Here is a 19,933-nt window from a genome sequence, read left to right on the forward strand (position 1 = left end):
GGTTCAGTCTCCTTCGGCGGCATGTGCGCCGTCCGCTGCCATCATGGGGTCCGCCGATGACGTCTCCATGTCATGCGGCGGCTGGACGGCCAGGTAGTCGGCAGGAAAACCCGACTGCTTCAGGAAGTGCCTGAGATAGCCCGGCCGGTCCACCACCTGACCCAGTATGTCGGGGAAGGTCTGTGCGGCGCTGGCATAGGCGACCTGCTGCTCGGCGGCGGCTGCGGCCTCCTGCATGCGCACCAGCGGCGATGTCGGGCGCCGGCCAGCACCGGCACGCCGTCGGCCAGGAAGGGCTCGATGTGGTACGGCGAGCCGACCATGGCCGGGCTGGAGAGGATCGCCAGCACCCGCCGCGCCAGCGGATAGTCCAGCTCGGTCAGCAGCCTGAGCGACATGGGCAGTTCCACGGCCTGCCGATTCCTGCTGTCGTATCCCGATCTCCAGCGCGGTGCGCACGCCCTGGTCCGCCGGCGGCAGCTCCGGCCCCATGATGGCGCTGCGGATGGTGTCCTGCAGGCGCGCCAGCACGATCTGGCTGACGTCGAACTTGCCCGGCGCTTCCAGCGGCGTCAGCCCCGCCGATCCGACCGCCTTGGGGATGATCGTGCCCGGGGTCAGGCGGATGTTGGCGGGATTGAGCACCCCGTCGTCCTCGGCCTGCCAGATGCCGGTCACGGCGATGGAGGCGTTTTTCAGGATCAGTTCGACCACCTTGTTCGCGGTCTTGATGTCGGCCAGCACGTTCAGCACCGGACCGCGGCCCATCCACTCGCCGGGCGCCTTGTCCATCCGGAAGGCGATCAGCGGGGAGGCGGCGTAGTCGCGCTGCAACAGCCGGTTCGAACCCTCGGCGCCGGGCTGATCGCAGCACCAGACCTCGTAGTTCGCCGGTCCGCCCGGCTGATCGGCCATCACCGCCTCGATCAGTTCGATGTCGGTGTCCGGCGCCTCGGCGGCCAGCCGCGCCAGATCCGGCGTCAGCAGTGCGTCCGGCCAGACATCCGCAATCTGGCGGGCGGGCAGCCGGCGCTGGCGGAACATGCTGGAGAGCATGCCGCCGGCGCTTTCCTCTGGGATCAGTTCGCGGGCGGGGATGGCCTCGAAACGGACGGGCTGGGCGAAGCTGCCCTCATGCACCATCAGCGCGCCTGTCGAGACCAGGGCATCGCCCAGCGCCGGGTCGATCTCGATGTGGAAGTTGGAGGCCTCGATGGCGGCGTGGAAGCGGTGGCTGACCTCGGCCGCATGGGCCTCGAAGTCCGCGGCGGTCTCCGGATCCATGGCCAGGGTTTCGACCGCGTCGAAATCCATCCAGGGGCGGAAGGGCGGAAACAGCTGCCCGTGCAGCCGCGACTTGCGCCACTGCACCGCCTGGACGGCGGTGTTGTCGAAGATCTCGCGGTCGCGGCGCGCGCCGCCCGGCGCGCCGGCTCGGACGGTGTCGTGGTGCGGCAGAGCGAAGGCATAGGCGTCGTCCAGGATCGCGTCCCAGGCGCGGCGCCGCCGTTCGGCGGCATGGAAGCGCCTGAGCGTGTCGGCACGGCGGTCGGTGTCCGCTTCGGTCATCGGGAGGCTCCTTGTTCCGGGTTGTGAAACCCGACGCTAGGGGCTGTGCGCTTATGCGTGCCGGCCGGTGTTGTGTTCACCGACATTTCTGCGCGACGATGCGCGGGCAACACCGAGTCGAAGGAGCGAACAGTGGGCCTGATCGACGATCTGCGCGCCATCCAGGCGGACATGACCGAATGGCGGCGCGACATTCACAAGCATCCGGAGACCGCCTTCGAGGAAGAGCGGACGGCTGACAAGGTCGCCGGCCTGCTGGAGAGCTTCGGCATGGAGGTCCATCGCGGCCTGGCGAAGACCGGCGTCGTCGGTTCGCTGAAGGCGGGCACCGGCAACCGCGCCATCGGGCTGCGCGCCGACATGGACGCGCTGGACCTGACCGAGCTGAACAGCTTCGACCACAAGTCGGTCAATGACGGGAAGATGCACGCCTGCGGTCATGACGGACACACGGCGATGCTGCTGGGCGCGGCCTGCCACCTGTCGCGGAACCGTGATTTCGACGGTACGGTGCATTTCATCTTCCAGCCCGCCGAGGAGAACCTGGCCGGCGGTCGGGTGATGGTCGACGAGGGCCTTTTCGAGCGGTTTCCCGTCGAGGCCGTCTACGGCATGCACAACTGGCCGGGCATGGAAGTCGGCACCTTCGCCGTGCGCGAAGGCCCGATGATGGCCTCGGCCGACTTCTTCGAACTGACCCTGAAGGGCCGGGGCGGCCACGGCGCCTATCCGCACATGTCGCGCGATCCGGTTCTGGCCGCGGCGCACATCATCACGGCCTGGCAGAGCATCGTCGCCCGCAATGTCGATCCGATGAAGGCGGCCGTGATCAGCGCCACCGAGATCAAGAGCGGTTTCACCGGCAACGTGATCCCGGAGACGGCCTACATCCAGGGCACCACGCGGACCTTCGATCCGAAGGTGCAGGATCTGGTCGAGGAGCGGATGCGGGCAATCGCCACCTCGATGGCCGAGGGTTTCGGCATGGAGGCGGATTTCGTCTATCAGCGCCGCTATTGCCCGACGATCAATTCGCCGGAAGAGACCGGCCACGCCGTCGCGGCGGCGCGGGCGCTGGTGGGCGAGGAGAACGTCAACGACAACGTCACGCCGCATATGGGCGCCGAGGATTTCGGCTGGATGCTGCAGGCCCGGCCCGGTTGCTACATCTTCACGGGCAACGGCACGGGCGGCGAGGGCGGCTGCGAGGTTCACAACCCGAACTACGATTTCAACGACAGCGCCCTTCCGGTCGGCGCGGCCTACTGGGTCCAGCTGGTGCAGATGCAGCTGCCGCAACAGGCGTGAAGGTCAGGTCCGCCAATACTCGTTTCGATGGTGCGATGTTTGCAGGGGCAAGCGGGACTGTGACGGCGTTCATAGGCCCCGCTTCGGGCCGGCAGCAGGTTGGGCGTGCTGTAGTGGACCAGAGAGCATCCGTCAGGTGCAGAACGAGACTCCGGTGCGTTTTCTGTTCCAACGGGTGACAGGATGAGGAAATGAAACATTGAGCTTCAAGGTCAAGTTCTGGGGTGTCCGCGGATCCATCGCGACGCCGGGTCCGCGTTATGTGGCTTTCGGTGGCAACACGAGTTGCATCGAGGTGTCCTGCGGCGGCAAGCGCATCATCTTCGATGCCGGCACAGGGATCCGGAACCTCGGCCACTGGCTGATGAAGAAGAACGTGCATCATGCCCACATGATGCTCAGCCACACCCATTGGGATCACATCAACGGCTTCCCGTTCTTCTCGCCGGCCTTCAAGAAGGATCACCACTTCACCATCATGGCGGGGCATCTGAAGCAGCAGGGCACGGGCATCCGCGACGTGCTTGCCTCGCAGATGAACCAGCCGACGTTTCCGGTGCCGATCGAGATCATGCAGGCGCAGATCGATTTCGAGGATTTCGACGCCGGCGACACCTTCAACCTGCATGACGACGTGGTCATCCGCACGACGCCGCTGAACCATCCCGACGGCGCAACCGGCTACCGCGTCGAACACGCCGGCCGCGCCTTCTGCTACGTCACCGACACCGAGCACGTGCCCGGCAAGCCCGACGAGCGGATCCTGGCGCTGATCGAGGGCGCCGACATCGTCGTCTACGACTGCACCTACAACGACAGGGAATTCGCGTCCAAGGTCGGCTGGGGGCATTCGACCTGGGAAGAGGGCATGCGCCTCTGCCAGGCAGCGAATGTGCGCCAGCACGTCATCTTCCACCACGATCCGGACCATGAGGACATGTACATGGAGCGCCTGGAGGAAGAGGCGCGGTTCCAGTGGATCGGCAACACGGTCGCCCGCGAGAACATGCGCCTGCGCGTCGGCTGACCGCCGGCGTCAGTCGCAGGTGACGCAGGTCACCACCGGGATCAGCGACAGCATCAGCAGACCGACGCCGCCATACTGCAGCAGCACGAACAGGCTGCGTGCGGCGTGGACCGCCGGGGAAGCGGGCAGGGCGCCGCCTGGCCACAGCACCTTGAGGCGCGGCAGCAGCAGCACCGGAACGAACAGGATCACGGCCAGCGCGATGCGGATGGCTGTCTGGTCGCCGGAGGCGGCGACCCCGCCGCCGATGAAGGTCGCCATGACCGCGACGCTCGCCATCACGCCCACCCAGGCGCCGGCGAGGTAGAGCAGCAGCTTCGTCCGGCTCTCCCACCAGCCCAGCCAGAACATGCTCTGCGCCGCCCAGACAAGGATGCCGGGTATCCAGAGCGGCGGGCCGGCGATGTCGTCCTCCAGAACGGCCACCCACAGCCACGCGCCCGCGAGACTCAACGCGAGCAGGATCGCCTGCCGGGCGATCAGCATCAGCCTGGGGGACCTGACGTCCGGATCAGTTGTCGAGGAAGCTGCGGAGCTTGCGGCTGCGCGAGGGGTGCTTCAGCTTGCGGAGCGCCTTGGCCTCGATCTGGCGGATACGCTCGCGGGTCACCGAGAACTGCTGGCCGACTTCCTCCAGCGTGTGGTCGGTGTTCATGCCGATGCCGAAGCGCATGCGCAGCACGCGCTCCTCGCGGGCCGTCAGGCTTGCGAGCACGCGGGTCGTCGTCTCGCGCAGGTTCGAATGGATCGCGCTCTCGATCGGCAGGACCGCATTCTTGTCCTCGATGAAGTCGCCCAGATGGCTGTCTTCCTCGTCGCCGATGGGCGTCTCCAGGCTGATCGGTTCCTTGGCGATCTTCATCACCTTGCGGACCTTCTCCAGCGGCATGCCCAGCTTCTCGGCCAGCTCTTCCGGGGTCGGCTCGCGGCCGATCTCGTGCAGCATCTGACGGCCGGTGCGGACCAGCTTGTTGATCGTCTCGATCATGTGCACCGGGATGCGGATGGTGCGGGCCTGGTCGGCGATCGAACGGGTGATCGCCTGCCGGATCCACCAGGTGGCGTAGGTGGAGAACTTGTAGCCGCGGCGGTACTCGAACTTGTCCACCGCCTTCATCAGGCCGATGTTGCCTTCCTGGATCAGGTCCAGGAACTGCAGGCCGCGGTTGGTGTATTTCTTGGCGATCGAGATCACCAGGCGGAGGTTGGCCTCGACCATCTCCTTCTTCGCCCGGCGAGCGTCGCGTTCGCCGCGCTGGATGGTGGAGACGATGCGGCGGAACTCGCCGACGGTCAGGCCGCCCATGGCCGCGATGGCCAGATATTCGTCACGCACATCCTGAATGCGGTCGGCCTCGGCCGAGACGAAGCTCTTCCAGGGCTTGCCGATGCCGGTCACGCGCGCAGCCCAGCCCCGCTCCAGTTCGCTGCCATAGTGGTTGTCCAGGAAGTCCTGGCGGTCGACGCCGTGCTTCTCGGCCAGGCGGAGCAGCTTGCCGTCGGCGGCCATCAGCTTCTTGTTGAGGATGTAATGCTCCTCGACCAGCAACTCGATGCGCGGATTGTTGAAGCGGACCGCCTTCATCCGGTCGACGATCTCGTCCTTCAGCTTGTGGTAACGGCGGTCGGAAGAAGTGGACAGTTCCTCGCCTTCCAGGGAAGCCGTGATGCGCTTTTCCTGGGCGCGGTCGACGCGCTTGAACAGCTTCGCGATCTCGTCGAACTCTTCGAGCATGCGCGGCTTGAGGGCTTCCTCCATCGCCGCCAGCGAAAGCGTGGTCTCGTCGAAATCGTCGTCGTCATCGTCGTCATCGGACTTGGACGTCTCTTCCTCGTCGTCGCCGGACTTGGAATCGTCGTTGGCCGCCGACGGGGACTCGCCCTTGGCCGAGCTTTCGTCCTTCTTGCCGTCGTCGTTCCCGCTGTCGTCGCCATCCTCGTCGTCATCGTCATTGTTGGCCGACGGACCCTCGGGCTTGCCGTAGGTCGTCTCCAGATCGATGACGTCGCGCAGCAGCATGTTGCCGGCGGCGATCTCGTCGCGCCAGGCGACCAGCATGCGCATGGTCAGGGGGCTTTCGCAGAGGCCGCCGATCATCGCCTCACGGCCGGCCTCGATGCGCTTGGCGATGGCGATCTCGCCCTCGCGGCTGAGCAGCTCCACCGAGCCCATCTCGCGCAGATACATGCGCACGGGATCGTCGGTGCGCTCGACGTCGGAACCGGTCGAGCTGGTGGTGGTCGCGACTTCCTTCTTCTCGGAATCGTCGGACTGGTCTTCCTGCTCCTCGTTCTCGATGACGTTGATGCCCATCTCGGACAGCATCGCCATGATGTCCTCGATCTGCTCCGAGGAGACCTGATCCTGCGGCAGCGCCTTGTTCAGCTCGTCATAGGTGACGTAGCCCCGCTCCTTCGCCTTGGCGACGAACTTCTTGACGTCCTGCTTTGCAAGATCAAGGAGCGGGCCGTCCTTCGTCTCGGTGGCGGCGGTGTCTTTTTCGGCTGCTGCTTTGGATGCCATGGCTGTCCCGTTCGCTATGACGCCTCGCCGCGCGCGGCCCGTGTGGCTGTGGGCTCGCTCGCGCGGTGACGCTCAAGTTCCATCTTCGTAGCGGCGTATTTCTCGTAGGCTGCTGCGGTCATCTCGCGCCGCGCGACCATCGCCGCTTCTCGAGTCTCTAACTCCAGTACCTCGGTTCGGTGGTAATGAAGCAACGCACCAAATTGCTCCCCGATCGTGTCGGGGGTCGTATCCTGCCGGCTGCGGAAGGAAAGCCTGACGGCGGTCGGCGCATTGAGGCGCTCGACAATGGACCCGAAACCAGCCGCGTGGAGATGGCGTGTTACGCCCTCCCTGTCAAGCTCCGGGTGCCGTATCGCCGCATCGCGCATGGCCACGAAAGCGGCGTCGAGATCGTCGTGTTGCAGGTGCACATCATCCAGCGCGGCATCGAAATCGGTCATCAGCCAGGGCCAGTCCAGCATCGCCGCCAGAATGGTTTCCTCGCGGGCGCGGCTGCCGCTCTGGGACGCCGAGGCCTTCAGCGCCGTCAGGTCCTCGGTCTCGCGGCGGCGGAAGCCCGAGCCTGGCTGCCACGGTCGGCCCGCAGGCCGGTTCTCGCGGCCCTTCCGGAACATGCTGCGGGCGCGGTCGCGGAAATCGTCGAGATAGTGCCGCCGGATGGTCTCGTCGGCGATCTGGAAGGCGAAGTCGGCGAGGTCCTTCTCCATCGCCGCGCGCCGCTCGGGCGTGTCCAGGGCGCGCCCCGTTGAGGCCGCGCGCCAGAGCAGGTCGGCGACCGACGAGGTGTTGTCCAGCAGCGCGGCCATCGCCTTCGGTCCCTCGGCCCGGATCAGATCGTCGGGGTCCTGGCCCTCGGGCAGCAGGGCGAAGCGCAGCGACTTGCCGGGCTTGAGGACGGGCAGGGCGCGTTCGGCGGCCCGCTGCGCCGCGCGCAGGCCGGCGGCGTCGCCGTCCAGGCACATGACCGGCTCCGCCGCCATCTGCCAGAGCAGCGCGATCTGCTCTTCGGTCACCGCCGTGCCCAGCGGCGCGACCGCGTTGCGGAAGCCCGCCTCGGCCAGGGCGATCACGTCCATGTAGCCTTCGGCCACGATCACCGTTCCGGCGGCGCGGGACGCCTCGCGCGCCATGGCGTGGTTGTAGAGCGTGTGCGACTTGTGGAAGAGCGGCGTCTCGGGGCTGTTCAGATACTTCGCCCGCGCCTCGCCCAGCGCGCGGCCGCCAAAGGCGATGACGCGGCCGCGGCGGTCGCCGATGGGGAACATCAGCCGGTTGCGGAACCGGTCATAGGCGGCGCGGCCGTCATCGGGCTTCGCGATCAGCCCGGCCTCGACCAGTTCGGCCTCGGTGAAGCCGCGGTCCAGGAGCGCGGCCTTCAGCCCGTCATTGCGGTCGGGCGCGAAGCCGAGGCGGAATTCGCCGACGGCCTTCTGCGACAGGCCGCGGCGCTCGACATAGGCGCGGGCCTCGGCGCCGGCCGCGCCGTTGAGCTGCGAGGTGAACCACTTCGCTGCCGCCTCGTTGGCCTCGGCCAGCCGTGTCACCCGGTCGGCCTTCTGGCGGTCCTCCGGCGTCGTCTCCGGCACCTGCATGCCGGCGAAGTCGGCCAGCCGCTCGACGGTCTCGGGGAAGCTCAGCCCCTCGGTCTGCATCACGAAGTCGAAGGCCGAGCCGTGCGCGCCGCAGCCGAAGCAGTGGTAGTCGTCGCGGTCCTCGGAGACCTTGAAACTCGCCGTCTTCTCCGAATGGAACGGGCAGCACCCCCAATGGTCGCGGCCCCGCTTCTTCAGCTGCACGGTGCGGCCGACCAGCTCCACGACGTTCACGCGGGCGCGCAGCTCATCCAGGAAATGCTTCGGAAAGGCCAAGGCCGCCTCATGAAGATCGTCGGTTCGGGCGAACCCCGATTATTGCCAGATCGGACCGCGGGAAGCGACTCATTGAATGGGTCGAAGCCGCTGGCGCAGCCGGTCGGCAGGCATTAGGTTTCGCCCATGCTCTGGAAGATCCTTCTGCTCATCGCCGCCATTGCCGCCGTGCTCTATGGCTTCCGCTACATGAACCGCCCGCCCTCGCGGTCGGCGTCGAAGCGGGGCGGGGCCTCGCCGAAAGAGGCGCAGCCGGATCATGCCGACGGCCAGTCCGTCGATCTGGTGAAGTGCCCCAACTGCGGCGCCTTCATCGCCCCTGGTACGCCCTGCGGTCACTGCAAGGCGGGATAGCACCAGCACCATCGCGGCGGCAGCCGACGCGTCTCAGACCCAATCACCAGTACTGCCCGTCCCGGGACTTGATCCCGGGACCCAGTCGGCCTCGCCGCCGCCTTCCCAGGAGGCAGCACTGGGCAGCGGGATCAAGTCCCGCTGCGGGTGGCGTGTCCGGCGCGATCAACCCGCCCGGCGGAGTGCGTAGCCGACGCGGGGGAAATGGACGGCCACGGCGCCAACCCTGTCGTCATTGCGGAGCACCGTGATCGCATTGCCGCCATAGCCGGTCAGTTCGCCGACCACCGGATCGCGGGCGTAGTCGGTCGGCATCACGGCCATCGCATCGCCGGCCTTCCAGCCTTCCGCATTGGCGGCCACGCCACGGCCCGCCTCGGGTGATGCATTCGTGGCGACGTCCAGCGCCTCGGCGGCGCTCATCTCCGACATCTCGCCATGGCCGATCGCCTCGACCCGCGCCATAAAGGCCGGCAGGGCGGGGTAGTCGTCCAGCACCGCCGCCGCCTCGCCGCCGCTGTTCTTCAGGAACCAGAGCGGATGGTGCAGCGTCAGATCGGCCAGACCGGCCGTCTCGCCGGCCAGGAACGAACGGCCGTCGCGGAACAGGTCGGCTGCCCAACCAAGTTGCGGCCGCAGCTGTTCGACCTGCATGCCGGACGCGGCCTTGAGCTTGTCGAGGTTCACATTGCCCGAACCGCCGCGCATCTTCGCGCGGTCCTCGTGGAAGGCCATCGGGAAGCGGTCGGCATTCGTGCCGACGACCAGCCCTGCCACGGCCCAGAACAGCTTCTCCTCGGCGAAGCCGGAGACGACATTGGCGAGCCCGAGACCGCCTGCCATCAGCGACGGTCCGTCGAAGCGGCGCTCCAGCTCTTCCGCGATCAGGCGCGTGTCGCAGAAGATGTCGGCGCCGATCTGCATCACCGGCGTCCTGCGGTAGCCGCCGGTGAGCGGCATCAGGTCCGGTTTCGGCATCACCAGCGGGATCTGGACGCCCTTCCAGGCCAGCCCCTTGATGCCGAACATCAGCCGCGCCTTCTCGGCGAAGGGCGACAGGTCATAGTGGTGCAGGATGATGTCCGTCATCGGTCTGGTGCTCCCTCAATAGCGCGCGTCGAGAATAGTGCGCCGGCAGCCCATCCGAAAGCCGCGCCCGTTCCGGGGCTTGACCCCGGAATCCAGTACGGCGGCGCAGCAGGCTGGGCCCCGGGATCAAGTCCCGGGGCGGGCGGATGGTCAGACGAAGTGCGGCATCACCTTCTCCGCGAACAGGCGGATCGACCGCTCCAGCGCTTCTGTGGGGATGCCCGGCAGCTGCATCCTGAGGACGATCTCGGTGGGCTTCAACCGCGCGATCAGTTCCTCGACATCGGCCTTCATGCGCGCCGGATCGCCGATCATGTAGCGGGACTGGAAGTTCTGGTACTTCACCGAGGCCGCGTCCGTGACCAGATCGCCATTGTCGTTGTAGAGCCCGCGCACGCCCTCGCCGGACTTCTTCGCATAGAGCCCGAACATGTGCTCGACCGCCGGGCCGGCGTGCCGTTCTGCCTCGGCCTGCGTGTCGGCGACGAAGGTCTCGCGGATGACCGGGCGCTCCTCGGGCGTGTAGCCGTGCCGCGCGGCGACCTCGTCATAGAGCCGGAAATGCTCTTCCAGTTCGCCGATGGCGTGGCGGGGCGAGGCCGTGATCGGCACCCGGCGCTTCGCCGCGCGCTCCAGCAGCTTCGGGCCGGAGACGCCGTACCAGATCGGCAGTTCGGCCTGCACCGGCCTGGGCATCATCTCGGCGGAGGGCACCTGCAGCAGCTTGCCCTGGAAGCCGATGTCCGAGGGATTGCGCCAGGCGGCCTGCAGGAAGTCGATGATCTCCTCGTGCAGGCGGAAGCGGTTCTCGAAGGGAATGCCGTAGGCGGCAAACTCCTCGACCACATAGCCCGGCGAGGTGCCCATGGTCAGCCGGCCGTTCGACAGGTTGTCCAGGGTCAGCAGATCCTCCAGCAGGCGGACAGGGTGGTTCAGCGCCGGGATCATGATGTTGGTAGCCAGCCGCATCCGCGTGGTCTGCCCCGCGGCATGTGCGAGAACCGCAAGCGGGCTCGGCGCCCATCCGTTGTACTGGAAGTGATGCTCGGTGGTGTGGAAGCCGTGATAGCCGAGCTCCTCGGCCAGCGGCAGCAGCCGGTCCATCTCGCGGAAGGTGTCGAGGTGGCTCATCGACGACTCCGGCGGCACGACGAAGCTGTACATCAGTGAGAATTTCATGCGTCCGCCCCCGCTCTGGTGTGACGGTCACAGCCTACGCCCGTGGCGGCCCATGGACATAGCGCCGGTCCGTCATCAATCATGGACGGGGGCGTGCACACGCCTGTCATCGGTGCCTGTCACCCTTGACGGCCCCAACGAGGAGGAGATCCGACATGATGCGAATTCTTGCTGCCCTGATGCTGTTGGCCCTGCCGGGCGCCGCGCTGGCCCAGTCGCCCTGGCCCGAAGGCGCCGAGGTCTACATCGTCTCGCCCGCCGACGGTGCGGAGGTGACCAGCCCGGTGCGTGTGATCTTCGGCCTGCGCGGCATGGGTGTCGCGCCCGCCGGGGTCGAGAAGGAAAACACCGGTCACCATCACCTGCTGATCGACCGGCCGCTGCCCACGGGCGAGGACCTTCAGTACAACCTGCCGGCCGAGGAGACCCTCCGCCATTTCGGCGGCGGCCAGACCGAGGCCCTGATCGAGCTGTCGCCCGGCCAGCACACGCTGCAGCTGCTGATGGGCGACGCCAACCACGTCCCCTTCGACCCGCCGGTGGCCTCGAAGGTGGTGACGATCACGGTGAAGTAGGGGCGCCGGACCATACTCTGCCGTCCGCGGGCCCGACCTGCGGACCTCAGGGCGCCACCGTCTCGGACCTTCCGGCCATGCGCAGCCGGGCGGAACCCTCAGGCCCCCGGATCCGGGGTCCGGGGGCGGCAAGGTTTTGTGCGGCATTGATTGCGTTCTCGGTCGTCACCCCGGCTCCCCGATCCAGTCGGGGACAGGCTTCGAGCCGGGGTCCGGAGCGGCTTCGCCGCCTGTCTGATGGTTTGGCCGGATGCCGGGTCAAGCCCGGCATGACGTGGTAGGGGCGGCGGAGCTCAGCGCAACGGCCACCACCTGCCGTCCGCGGGCCTGACCCGCGGACCTCAGGGCGCCACCGTCTCGGACCTTCCGGCCATGCATGGTCTGGCCGGTCCCTCAGGCCCCCGGATCGGATCCGGGGGCGTCAGGAGCAGCCCTAACCCAGCCGCTCCGAAAGCCGCTGCAGCGCCGCGGTGGCGCGGTCGAGGTCGGCGCGGATGGCGTCCAGTTCGGCCTGCACCTCGATGCGGCCGGGGCCGAGTTCCATCGACGCCGCGCCCGGGTCGTCGCCCTCGCCGGTCAGCAGCCAGGCCGGGGTAACGCCCAGAATGCCGCCCAGCACGACCAGGCGGTTGGCGCGGGGGACGCGCTCCCCGTCTTCCCAGGCGTCGACGGTGTCGGGCGTGACACCCATGCGCTGTGACAGCTGGGCGCGTGTCAGGCCTGCCGCCTCCCGCGCCTCGGTGATGCGGCGCGGCAGGTTCTCGGTCATCTCGTCGGTCACGAAGACCTCCTGTGGGTCGGTGTTTCGGTCTCGGCGGCGTCCTAGAAGAACGCCTGGATGCCGGTCTGGGCGCGGCCCAGGATCAGGCCGTGCACGTCGTGCGTACCCTCGTAGGTGTTGACCGTCTCCAGGTTAATCGCGTGGCGCAGCACGTGATATTCCTCGTGGATGCCGTTGCCGCCATGCATGTCGCGGGCGATGCGGGCGATCTCCAGCGCCTTGCCGCAGCTGTTGCGCTTGATGATGGAGATGGTTTCCGGCGGGCAGCGGCCCTCGTCCTTCATTCGGCCGGCGGCCAGGCAGGACTGCAGCCCGATGGCGATCTCCGTCTGCATGTTGGCCAGCTTCAACTGCACCAGCTGGTTCGCGGCCAGCGGGCGGTTGAACTGCTTGCGGTCCAGCACATACTGCCGCGCCTGGTGCCAGCAGAACTCGGCCGCGCCCAGCGCGCCCCAGGCGATGCCGTAGCGGGCGTTGTTGAGGCAGCTGAACGGGCCCTTCAGGCCGACGACGTTCGGCAGCAGGTGATCTTCCGAGACCTCGACATTGTCCATGACGATCTCGCCGGTGATCGAGGCGCGCAGCGACAGCTTGCCCTCGATCTTCGGCGCCGAGAGGCCCTTCATGCCCTTCTCGAGGACGAAGCCGCGGATCTTGTCGTCGTCGGTCTTGGCCCAGACCACGAAGACGTCGGCGAAGGGCGCGTTGGAGATCCACATCTTGGAGCCGTTCAGCACGTAGCCGCCGTCGACCGACTTCGCGCGGGTCTTCATGCCGCCCGGATCGGAGCCGTGATCGGGCTCGGTCAGGCCGAAGCAGCCGACCCATTCGCCGGTGGCCAGCTTGGGCAGGTACTTCTCCCGCTGCGCCTCGGTGCCGAAGGCGTGGATCGGATGCATCACCAGCGAGGACTGCACGCTCATCATCGAGCGGTAGCCCGAATCGACGGCCTCGACCTCGCGGGCGATCAGCCCGTAGGTGGTGTAGTTGGTGCCGGCGCAGCCATAGCCGTCGATGGTGGAGCCCAGCAGGCCCAGCTCGCCCATCTCGTTGAAGATGTTGCGGTCGGTCTTCTCCTCGCGGAAGGCCTCGATCACCCGCGGCAGCAGCTTCTCACGGGCGTAGGACCGGGCCATGTCGCGGACCATGCGTTCGTCCTCGGTCAGCTGACCGTCCAGGTCGAAGGGGTCCTCCCAGTTGAAGCTGGCCTGGGCCTTGGTGGAACCGGCGGTATCCGCGTTCATGACTGGTCCTCCTCGTCGGGAATGACGGCCGTCGTTTCGATCTCGATCATCGCGGCGTCTTCCATCAGCGCCGTCACCTCCACCACCGCCATGGCGGGGAAGGAACGGCCGAAGACGTCGCGATAGGCCTCGCCGACGGCTCTTGCGTTGTCCAGATAGGCGCGCTTGTCGGTGACGTACCAGGTCTGGCGCGCCATGTGCGCCGGCGCCGCGCCGGCCTCGTCGAGCACCGCCTTCGTGTTCGCGAAGGCCTGCCGCGCCTGGCCGACGAAATCCGTCGCCTTGAAGACGCCGTCAGGCGTCCAGCCGATCTGTCCGGCCACGAAGACCATCGTCCCCCGCGCGGCCACACCATTGGCGTAGCCCTTGGGCCGGGGCCAGCCCGGCGGTTGCAGCACCTTGTTCATAGGAGGATTTGTAGCGCCAAGCGCATGGGGCGGCAATCGGGGAGGGGTTGAACGATCAGCCCTTGAAGCAGTTCGTGCGGTGCCACTCCAGGAAGCGTGGATGCGGACGGTCAGGCACGCGCGGCGGATGCCAAGCGCGACCATCCTTGTTTATCAGGCCTTTGATACTGTCGACGTCGTTTACCTGTCGTGAAATCAGGATCTCGAAATCGTCCGCAAGGCTGATCAGCCCGCGGTCGAACATCCAATGGACGGTACCTGAGAGTCCGAGACCGTTCTGGATTGAATCAGGGCCGCCGTCTGCGACCGGTTTGATGTGTGCTGCATTGACCTCAGCTCTTCCGCCGCCATTGATCAGCTTGAGGCCGGTGAACGCACACCTCTCGTCATAAACTTGCAGTACGCGCCTTCTGAACACGCGGTCCCTGACAAGTCGGTTGGTCCTGCTTTCGACGCGTGCGCGCTCAGCTTCGAATTCGAACGGCGCCTGCTGCTCTTCCAGGTGCGATGGCTGGTAGTCTGTATCCAGTCTCGGGAGCGTTGGCTTTGCCTCGTCCAGGCCGGCATCAAGAATGCGATTGAAGTCGGAGGGCGAGATCGGCCGGACGGCGGCCTGAGCTCGACCGGATATTCGGCCCTCGTTGTTGAGAAGGCCGCGCTCAATGGGCCCATCATCTTCGTTGAAGGGAACAGGTTGAGCAAAATCGAGATAGCTGCCGGGTTCGATCAAGGCGAGGTACATGTCTCGCGCGCCGGGATCTGGAATGATTTCCTTGACCCGGGCGATTGCGAAATAGCCTCGGGTCGCCCGAACTTTCGAAGGTTCCAGATAGATGATCCAGTCGCCCTCAGCAGTTTGCGCCCGTCCCAGATACTGTTTGGGGAACTGGTACTGAACCTCCGGACGATCCTCGTAGATCGAGTCCGAGCGGTGCATGAAGACGCAGAATCCCATCGGCAAACGCTAGCGTGCCAATGGGTATCTGCAAGCCAATAGCTTCCGAACGGAAAGTCTACCGCCCGTCCATCCATTTCCGCAGGTCGTTCGCGAACAGGCGCCTTGCGTCGGGTGCCAGTTTCGACAGCCAGTTGCGGAAGCCGCGGCGGATGTCGTCGGCGTCGATCTCGGCGTGGTGGGCGTGGACCAGCAGGTCGGCGTAGTCGTCGCGGTCGGTGACGCCCCATTCATTGTCCTTCGGGTCGAAGGACGCCAGCAGGGCCTTCACCGCCGGCCGGGCCATCACGGCTTCGTAGAGGAGTTCCTGCTCGAGATCGTAGCCGCCCCATTCGCGCCACCAGGCCGAGCTTTTCGGGCGCTCCAGCAGATAGGCGTAGACCACTTCGGCCTCGATCGGCCTGGCGCGGGCGCGGGCGGCCAGTTCCAGCGCGGCGTTGGATCCGGTCTCGTCGAGACGGATGACGCCCAGCTTGAACTGGGTGACGCCCTTCGCGGTCCAGATCGTCAGCGCGGTGGCGGGGATGCGGTCGCCGCCCGGGGGCGGGCCGCCGGAGCGCCGGCGCGGCCGGTTGCCGGCGGCCGGACCGGTGGACGGACCGTCGGGCTTGCGGCGGTTGGCGGGCGGTTTGCCGTTCCTGGTCACGATCTGTCTCCACAACGAAACGGGGCGGCCCCTACATAGAGGAGCCGCCCCGGTCCGCAAAGTGCGTGTGAGGCTGGCGTCAGGCCGCCGCAGCGGTGTTCTTGCGGCGCACCACGGCGTCGTAGTCGGCGATCAGCGTCTCGCAGATCGGGCCCGGCTGGAAGGTGTAGGGGCCGATCTCGCGCACCGGGGTCACCTCGGCGGCGGTGCCGGTGAGGAAGCATTCCTCGAAGTCCGCCATCTCCTCGGGCATGATCGGCCGCTCGACGATCTCCATGCCGCGCTTCTTCGCCAGGTCGATCACCGTGCGGCGCGTGATGCCGTCCAGGAAGCAGTCCGGCGTCGGCGTGTGCAGCACGCCGTCCTTCGAGAAGAAGATGTTGGCGCCGGTCGCCTCGGCCACCCGGCCGCGCCAGTCCAGCATCAGAGCGTCCTGATAGCCGTCCTTCTCCGCCTTGTGCTTGGACAGCGTGCAGATCATGTAGAGGCCCGCTGCCTTGGAATCGGTCGGCGCGGTCATCGGATCGGGCCGGCGCCACTTGGAGATCTGCAGCTTGATGCCGCGCAGACGCTCTTCCGGGGCGAAATAGCTCGGCCACTCCCAGACCGCGATGGCCAGGTTGATGCGGTTGGCCTGCGCCGAAACGCCCATCATCTCGCTGCCGCGCCAGGCGACGGGACGGACATAGCCGTCGGTGATGTTGTTGGCCTCGACCACCTGCCGGGTCGCCGCGTCGATCTCGGCAACCGAATAAGGGATTTCGAAATCAAGCACCTGGGCCGAATGGACGAGCCGCTCGCTGTGCTCGGTCAGCTTGAAGACCTCGCCGCCATAAACCCGTTCACCCTCGAATACGCAACTGGCATAGTGCAGGCCGTGGGTCAGCACATGCACATCCGCCTCGCGCCAATGGACCATGTCGCCGTTGTACCAGATCAGACCTTCCAGGTCGGCAAAGTTGCTCATTGTGGGCCTCGCTTGAACGATTGTGTCTCTAAGGACGTTCGCTTCGTAACATTGTAAGGAATATACGTCAACATGGTTGACTTAAATTTGTCGCGTGCGAGAGCCCCCGAAGCGGAGGCCTATTCCGAGGCGGAGATCCGCCGGGCTATCGAACTGCTGTTCTTCGCCTATCGCGACTTCACGTCCGGCCCGGACGCGGTTCTGGCGGAGCACGGCTACGGCCGCGCCCATCACCGCGTAATCCACTTCGTCGGCCGCCATCCCGGCATCACCGTGCAGCAGTTGCTCGACATCCTGCGCATCACCAAGCAGTCGCTGTCGCGGGTGTTGGGCGCGCTGATGCGCGACGGCTATATCCGCCAGCAGAAGGGCGAACGCGACCGCCGGTTGCGCCACCTGTTCCTGACCGAACAGGGCGAGGCGCTGGAGGCCGCCTGCTCGGCGCCGCAGCGCCAGCGGGTCCGCGAGGCGTTCGAGGAGGCGGGGCCGGATGCGGTGGCCAGCTATCAGGCCGTGCTGAAGGCGCTGGTCACGCCGGGCGACCGCCAGGACGTGCTGACGCTGCTGGACGACGACTGATTCCGTGGACGAGGCGGCGCACATCCTGGTCATCGACGATGACAGCCGCCTGCGCGATCTGCTGCGCCGCTATCTGCTGGACAACGGCTTCCGGGTCACCGAGGCCGGCACGACCGCCGAGGCGGAGGAGCGGCTGAGGGGGATCGTGTTCGACCTGATGATCCTCGACGTGATGCTGCCGGGCGAGGACGGCCGGGCCTTCGCCTCCCGCCTTCGTGGCGCCGGTCAGCCGGTGCCGATCCTGATGCTGACGGCGCTGGGCGATCCCGGCGACCGCATCGCGGGGCTGGAGGCCGGCGTCGACGACTATCTGGCCAAACCGTTCGAGCCGAAGGAACTGATCCTGAGAGTGCAGGCCATTCTGCGCCGCGGTCGGCGGGCGCCGGCAGGGCCGCGGCTGAAATTCGGCCGCTTCGTCTTCGACCGTAACAGCCGCCGTCTGACCGAGGATGGCGCCCATGTCCGCCTGACAAGCGGCGAGGCAGCGCTGCTACAGGCGCTTTCCGGCCGCCCCGGCGAAACCTTCGGACGGGAGGCGCTGGCCGGGAATATCGGCAATGACGGCGATCCGGCGGGCCGCGCCATCGACGTCCAGATCACGCGCCTGCGCCGCAAGCTGGAAGACGACCCACGCAACCCGGTGCACCTGATCACGATCCGCGGCGAGGGCTACGTGCTGCACGCGACGCCGTCGGACTGACGCCATGCGCATCCCGCTGCCATTCGACACCCTGCTCCGGCGCTACATGCCGAAGAAGCTTTTCCCGCGCGCGCTGCTGATCATCATCACGCCGATGGTCGTGCTGCAGGGCATGGTGGCCTGGATCTTCTACGAACGGCACTGGAGCTCGGTCTCGGCCCACATGGCCTTCGGCGTGGCCGGCGAGATCGCCGTGATCATCGACCAGATGCGGCTGGATCCGGATCCGCAGAAGCGGGAGTGGCTGTTCAACACCGCGCGCCGCCATCTCAGCCTCGACATCCAGTTCGATCCCGGCGCACATCTGGAGAACCCCATCACGCGGGCGAATTTCGACGAACGGAAGTTCTCGCTGAAAGACCGCATGCTGGCGCGCAACCTGGCGAGCCGGCTCTGGCGGCCCTTCACCATCGACACCGAGAGCCAGCCGCGCCAGTTCGTCGTCGCCGTTGAGCTGCCCGAAGGCGTCATCCGCCTGACGACACGGGACGAGCGGCTCTACTCGCTGACCCTCAACGTCTTCATCTTCGGCATGATGGGCACCTCGGTCGTGGTGCTGTTCATCGCCATCCTTTTCCTGCGCAATCAGGTGCTGGCCGATCCGCTGGCTGGCGTCCGCCGCCGAACGCTTCGGAAAGGGGCAGGACGCGCCGGACTTCCGGCCGAGCGGCGCGGCCGAAGTGCGGCAGGCCGCGCGCAACCTGCTGGAGATGAAGCACCGGCTGACCCGCCAGATCGAACAGCGCGGCGAGATGCTGGCGGGCGTCAGCCACGACCTGCGTTCGCCGCTGACCCGCATGAAGCTGCAACTCGCCATGCTGGGCGAGAGCCCGGAGGTCGAGGCGCTGCGCGGGGATGTGTCCGACATGCAGCGCATGGTCGATGCCTATCTCGCCTTTGCACGCGGGCAGGAGACAGAACCCGCCGAGCCAATGGATTTCGGGCAATTGATGGAGGAAGTCGGCGCCGACATGGCCCGTCAGGGCGCGCCGGTCACGGTCGAGGCCGTGGGCGATCTGAGCATGATCGGACGGCCCAATGGTCTGAAGCGCTGCCTGACCAACCTGACCGAGAACAGCCGCCGTTTCGCGCAGCGGATCTCGCTCCGCGCCGAGCGCCGGGTCGGGCAGATCCTTGTCCAGATCGACGACGACGGTCCGGGCATCCCGGCCGACAAGCGCAAGGATGTCTTCCGGCCCTTCGCACGGCTGGACGATGCGCGGGGTCCGGACTCGGGCGGCGCCGGTCTCGGCCTGACCATCGCCCGCGACGTCATCCGCCAGCACGGCGGCGACATCCGCCTGCTCGACGCGCCGATCGGCGGCCTCAGGGTCGAAATGCGGATTCCGGTCTAGGACGCGGACTCATAAGCGCGCAGCCATATTCGGGTTGAAGCGATGAGGACGGCTGCGAGGTAGTTTCGGGCGGATTTCTCGTAGCGTGTTGCGATCTTCCGGAAGTGTTTGAGTTTGTTGAAGAAGCGCTCGACGACATTGCGCCGGCGGTAGAGCGCCGGATCGACGCTGCGCTGGACCTTGCGGTCGCGCTGGGTGGGAATGTGGCCGCGACCGCCCTGCGCCGCGATCAGGTCCAGCACGGCCCGGGCGTCATAGCCCCGGTCGGCCACCACGTCGCCCGTCGCCGGATGGGCGGCAAGGAGTTCCGCAACAGCCGCCTTGTCGGAGGCCTGGCCCGGGCTGAGCACCAGCGCGACCGGCAGGCCGCGCTCGTCGACCATGGCGTTGATCTTGGTGCTCAGTCCTCCACGAGAACGGCCAATGGCGTGATCCGCGCCCCCTTTTTGCCGGAGGCGGCGTGCTGGTGGGCGCGGATGATGGAGCTGTCGATGAACTGCATCGAATCCGGCGATTTCCTGGCCAGCGCTTCGAAGACCCGCACCCAGACGCCCGCCTTCGCCCAGCGGTTGAAGCGGTTGTAGACCGTGGTGTGCGGGCCATAGCGCTCCGGCAGGTCGCGCCAGGGCGAGCCGGTGCGCAGCACCCAGAAAATGCCGTTGAGAACCCTGCGGTCATCCACCCGGGGAACGCCCCGCGGCTTGTTCGGGAGCAGCGGCTCGATCAGCTCCCATTCGAAATCGGTCAGATCAAAGCGCGCCATTCCGGACCTCCTGCGATTCACCCACCAGAGTGAATCACCC

At 66.9% G+C, this 19,933-nt stretch carries 21 protein-coding genes; 7 read left to right on the plus strand and 14 right to left on the minus strand.

Translation table 11 applies throughout. The annotated features are described in order from the left end of the window. Positions 1 to 3: 3 nt before the first annotated feature. On the minus strand, positions 4 to 1,569 hold the full coding sequence (locus tag ACMVY4_RS08040; protein ID WP_416899643.1) for a portal protein: 1,566 nt from the start codon (positions 1,567 to 1,569) through the stop codon (positions 4 to 6). 132 nt (positions 1,570 to 1,701) lie between these two features. On the opposite strand from ACMVY4_RS08040, the gene ACMVY4_RS08045 reads away from it, so the two are divergent. Both ACMVY4_RS08045 and ACMVY4_RS08050 read left to right on the plus strand, forming a co-directional pair. After that, positions 1,702 to 2,877 carry a M20 aminoacylase family protein gene (locus ACMVY4_RS08045; RefSeq protein WP_416899644.1) on the plus strand — a complete coding sequence of 392 codons (1,176 nt, stop codon included), beginning with the start codon at positions 1,702 to 1,704 and terminating at the stop codon, positions 2,875 to 2,877. 199 nt (positions 2,878 to 3,076) lie between these two features. Next, positions 3,077 to 3,904 carry an MBL fold metallo-hydrolase gene (locus tag ACMVY4_RS08050; RefSeq protein ID WP_416899645.1) on the plus strand — a complete coding sequence of 276 codons (828 nt, stop codon included), beginning with the start codon at positions 3,077 to 3,079 and terminating at the stop codon, positions 3,902 to 3,904. A 9-nt stretch (positions 3,905 to 3,913) separates the two neighbouring features. On the opposite strand, the gene ACMVY4_RS08055 is transcribed toward ACMVY4_RS08050, so the two are convergent. The 3 genes from ACMVY4_RS08055 to dnaG are packed head-to-tail and all read right to left on the minus strand — an operon-like array spanning position 3,914 to position 8,299. Then, positions 3,914 to 4,390: a hypothetical protein gene (locus ACMVY4_RS08055; protein ID WP_416899646.1), complete on the minus strand. Its 477-nt coding sequence runs from the start codon at positions 4,388 to 4,390 to the stop codon at positions 3,914 to 3,916. Positions 4,391 to 4,415: 25 nt separating this feature from the next. Next, positions 4,416 to 6,428 carry an RNA polymerase sigma factor RpoD gene (gene rpoD, locus ACMVY4_RS08060; protein WP_416899647.1) on the minus strand — a complete coding sequence of 671 codons (2,013 nt, stop codon included), beginning with the start codon at positions 6,426 to 6,428 and terminating at the stop codon, positions 4,416 to 4,418. Between the two features lie 14 nt (positions 6,429 to 6,442). Continuing rightward, complete coding sequence (dnaG, locus tag ACMVY4_RS08065; RefSeq protein ID WP_416899648.1) at positions 6,443 to 8,299, minus strand: DNA primase; 1,857 nt, start codon at positions 8,297 to 8,299, stop codon at positions 6,443 to 6,445. A gap of 126 nt (positions 8,300 to 8,425) precedes the next feature. Here dnaG and ACMVY4_RS08070 point away from each other — a divergent pair, with 126 nt between their 5' ends. Beyond that, positions 8,426 to 8,653, plus strand: coding sequence for a hypothetical protein (locus tag ACMVY4_RS08070; RefSeq protein WP_416899649.1), 228 nt, complete (start codon positions 8,426 to 8,428; stop codon positions 8,651 to 8,653). A 165-nt stretch (positions 8,654 to 8,818) separates the two neighbouring features. Here ACMVY4_RS08070 and ACMVY4_RS08075 read toward each other — a convergent pair whose 3' ends face one another. Together ACMVY4_RS08075 and ACMVY4_RS08080 are read right to left on the minus strand one after the other, a co-directional pair. After that, positions 8,819 to 9,742 (minus strand): glutathione S-transferase family protein, encoded by a 924-nt coding sequence (locus ACMVY4_RS08075; protein ID WP_416899650.1) that lies wholly within the window; start codon positions 9,740 to 9,742, stop codon positions 8,819 to 8,821. 150 nt (positions 9,743 to 9,892) lie between these two features. Further along, on the minus strand, positions 9,893 to 10,921 hold the full coding sequence (locus ACMVY4_RS08080; RefSeq protein WP_416899651.1) for an LLM class flavin-dependent oxidoreductase: 1,029 nt from the start codon (positions 10,919 to 10,921) through the stop codon (positions 9,893 to 9,895). A gap of 155 nt (positions 10,922 to 11,076) precedes the next feature. Between ACMVY4_RS08080 and ACMVY4_RS08085 the strand changes: the two genes are divergently transcribed. Beyond that, on the plus strand, positions 11,077 to 11,496 hold the full coding sequence (locus tag ACMVY4_RS08085; protein ID WP_416899652.1) for a DUF4399 domain-containing protein: 420 nt from the start codon (positions 11,077 to 11,079) through the stop codon (positions 11,494 to 11,496). Between the two features lie 433 nt (positions 11,497 to 11,929). Here ACMVY4_RS08085 and ACMVY4_RS08090 read toward each other — a convergent pair whose 3' ends face one another. The 6 genes from ACMVY4_RS08090 to ACMVY4_RS08115 form a co-directional block, all read right to left on the minus strand. Beyond that, positions 11,930 to 12,277, minus strand: a complete 348-nt coding sequence (locus ACMVY4_RS08090) for a helix-turn-helix domain-containing protein (RefSeq protein WP_416899653.1) — start codon at positions 12,275 to 12,277, stop codon at positions 11,930 to 11,932. 41 nt (positions 12,278 to 12,318) lie between these two features. Next, positions 12,319 to 13,521 (minus strand): acyl-CoA dehydrogenase, encoded by a 1,203-nt coding sequence (locus ACMVY4_RS08095; RefSeq protein ID WP_416899654.1) that lies wholly within the window; start codon positions 13,519 to 13,521, stop codon positions 12,319 to 12,321. Then, positions 13,518 to 13,928 (minus strand): RidA family protein, encoded by a 411-nt coding sequence (locus ACMVY4_RS08100; protein WP_416899655.1) that lies wholly within the window; start codon positions 13,926 to 13,928, stop codon positions 13,518 to 13,520. The genes ACMVY4_RS08095 and ACMVY4_RS08100 overlap by 4 nt, the downstream gene beginning before the upstream one ends. A 55-nt stretch (positions 13,929 to 13,983) precedes the next feature. Further along, positions 13,984 to 14,883: an HNH endonuclease gene (locus ACMVY4_RS08105; RefSeq protein ID WP_416899656.1), complete on the minus strand. Its 900-nt coding sequence runs from the start codon at positions 14,881 to 14,883 to the stop codon at positions 13,984 to 13,986. A gap of 58 nt (positions 14,884 to 14,941) precedes the next feature. Then, a complete protein-coding gene (locus tag ACMVY4_RS08110) occupies positions 14,942 to 15,529 on the minus strand; it encodes a hypothetical protein (RefSeq protein ID WP_416899657.1) in 588 nt (195 codons plus the stop codon). 79 nt (positions 15,530 to 15,608) lie between these two features. Then, positions 15,609 to 16,496: a branched-chain amino acid aminotransferase gene (locus ACMVY4_RS08115; protein WP_416899658.1), complete on the minus strand. Its 888-nt coding sequence runs from the start codon at positions 16,494 to 16,496 to the stop codon at positions 15,609 to 15,611. An 87-nt stretch (positions 16,497 to 16,583) separates the two neighbouring features. On the opposite strand from ACMVY4_RS08115, the gene ACMVY4_RS08120 reads away from it, so the two are divergent. Then, positions 16,584 to 17,075, plus strand: a complete 492-nt coding sequence (locus tag ACMVY4_RS08120) for a MarR family winged helix-turn-helix transcriptional regulator (RefSeq protein WP_416899659.1) — start codon at positions 16,584 to 16,586, stop codon at positions 17,073 to 17,075. Between the two features lie 4 nt (positions 17,076 to 17,079). Then, positions 17,080 to 17,775, plus strand: coding sequence for a response regulator (locus tag ACMVY4_RS08125; protein ID WP_416899660.1), 696 nt, complete (start codon positions 17,080 to 17,082; stop codon positions 17,773 to 17,775). Here the strand turns inward: ACMVY4_RS08125 and ACMVY4_RS08130 are convergent. After that, complete coding sequence (locus ACMVY4_RS08130; RefSeq protein ID WP_416899661.1) at positions 17,726 to 18,475, minus strand: hypothetical protein; 750 nt, start codon at positions 18,473 to 18,475, stop codon at positions 17,726 to 17,728. The genes ACMVY4_RS08125 and ACMVY4_RS08130 overlap by 50 nt on opposite strands. On the opposite strand from ACMVY4_RS08130, the gene ACMVY4_RS08135 reads away from it, so the two are divergent. Continuing rightward, a complete protein-coding gene (locus ACMVY4_RS08135) occupies positions 18,456 to 19,130 on the plus strand; it encodes a sensor histidine kinase (protein WP_416899662.1) in 675 nt (224 codons plus the stop codon). The genes ACMVY4_RS08130 and ACMVY4_RS08135 overlap by 20 nt on opposite strands. Here the strand turns inward: ACMVY4_RS08135 and ACMVY4_RS08140 are convergent. Then, a protein-coding gene (locus ACMVY4_RS08140) for an IS5 family transposase (RefSeq protein ID WP_416898553.1) occupies positions 19,127 to 19,893 on the minus strand; the annotation gives its coding sequence in 2 pieces (ribosomal slippage) (positions 19,127 to 19,569 and positions 19,569 to 19,893; 768 coding nt in all). The genes ACMVY4_RS08135 and ACMVY4_RS08140 overlap by 4 nt on opposite strands. Between the last annotated feature and the right edge of the window lie 40 nt (positions 19,894 to 19,933).

It is taken from the genome of Minwuia sp. (genome assembly GCF_048007105.1).
Classification (GTDB): domain Bacteria; phylum Pseudomonadota; class Alphaproteobacteria; order Minwuiales; family Minwuiaceae; genus Minwuia.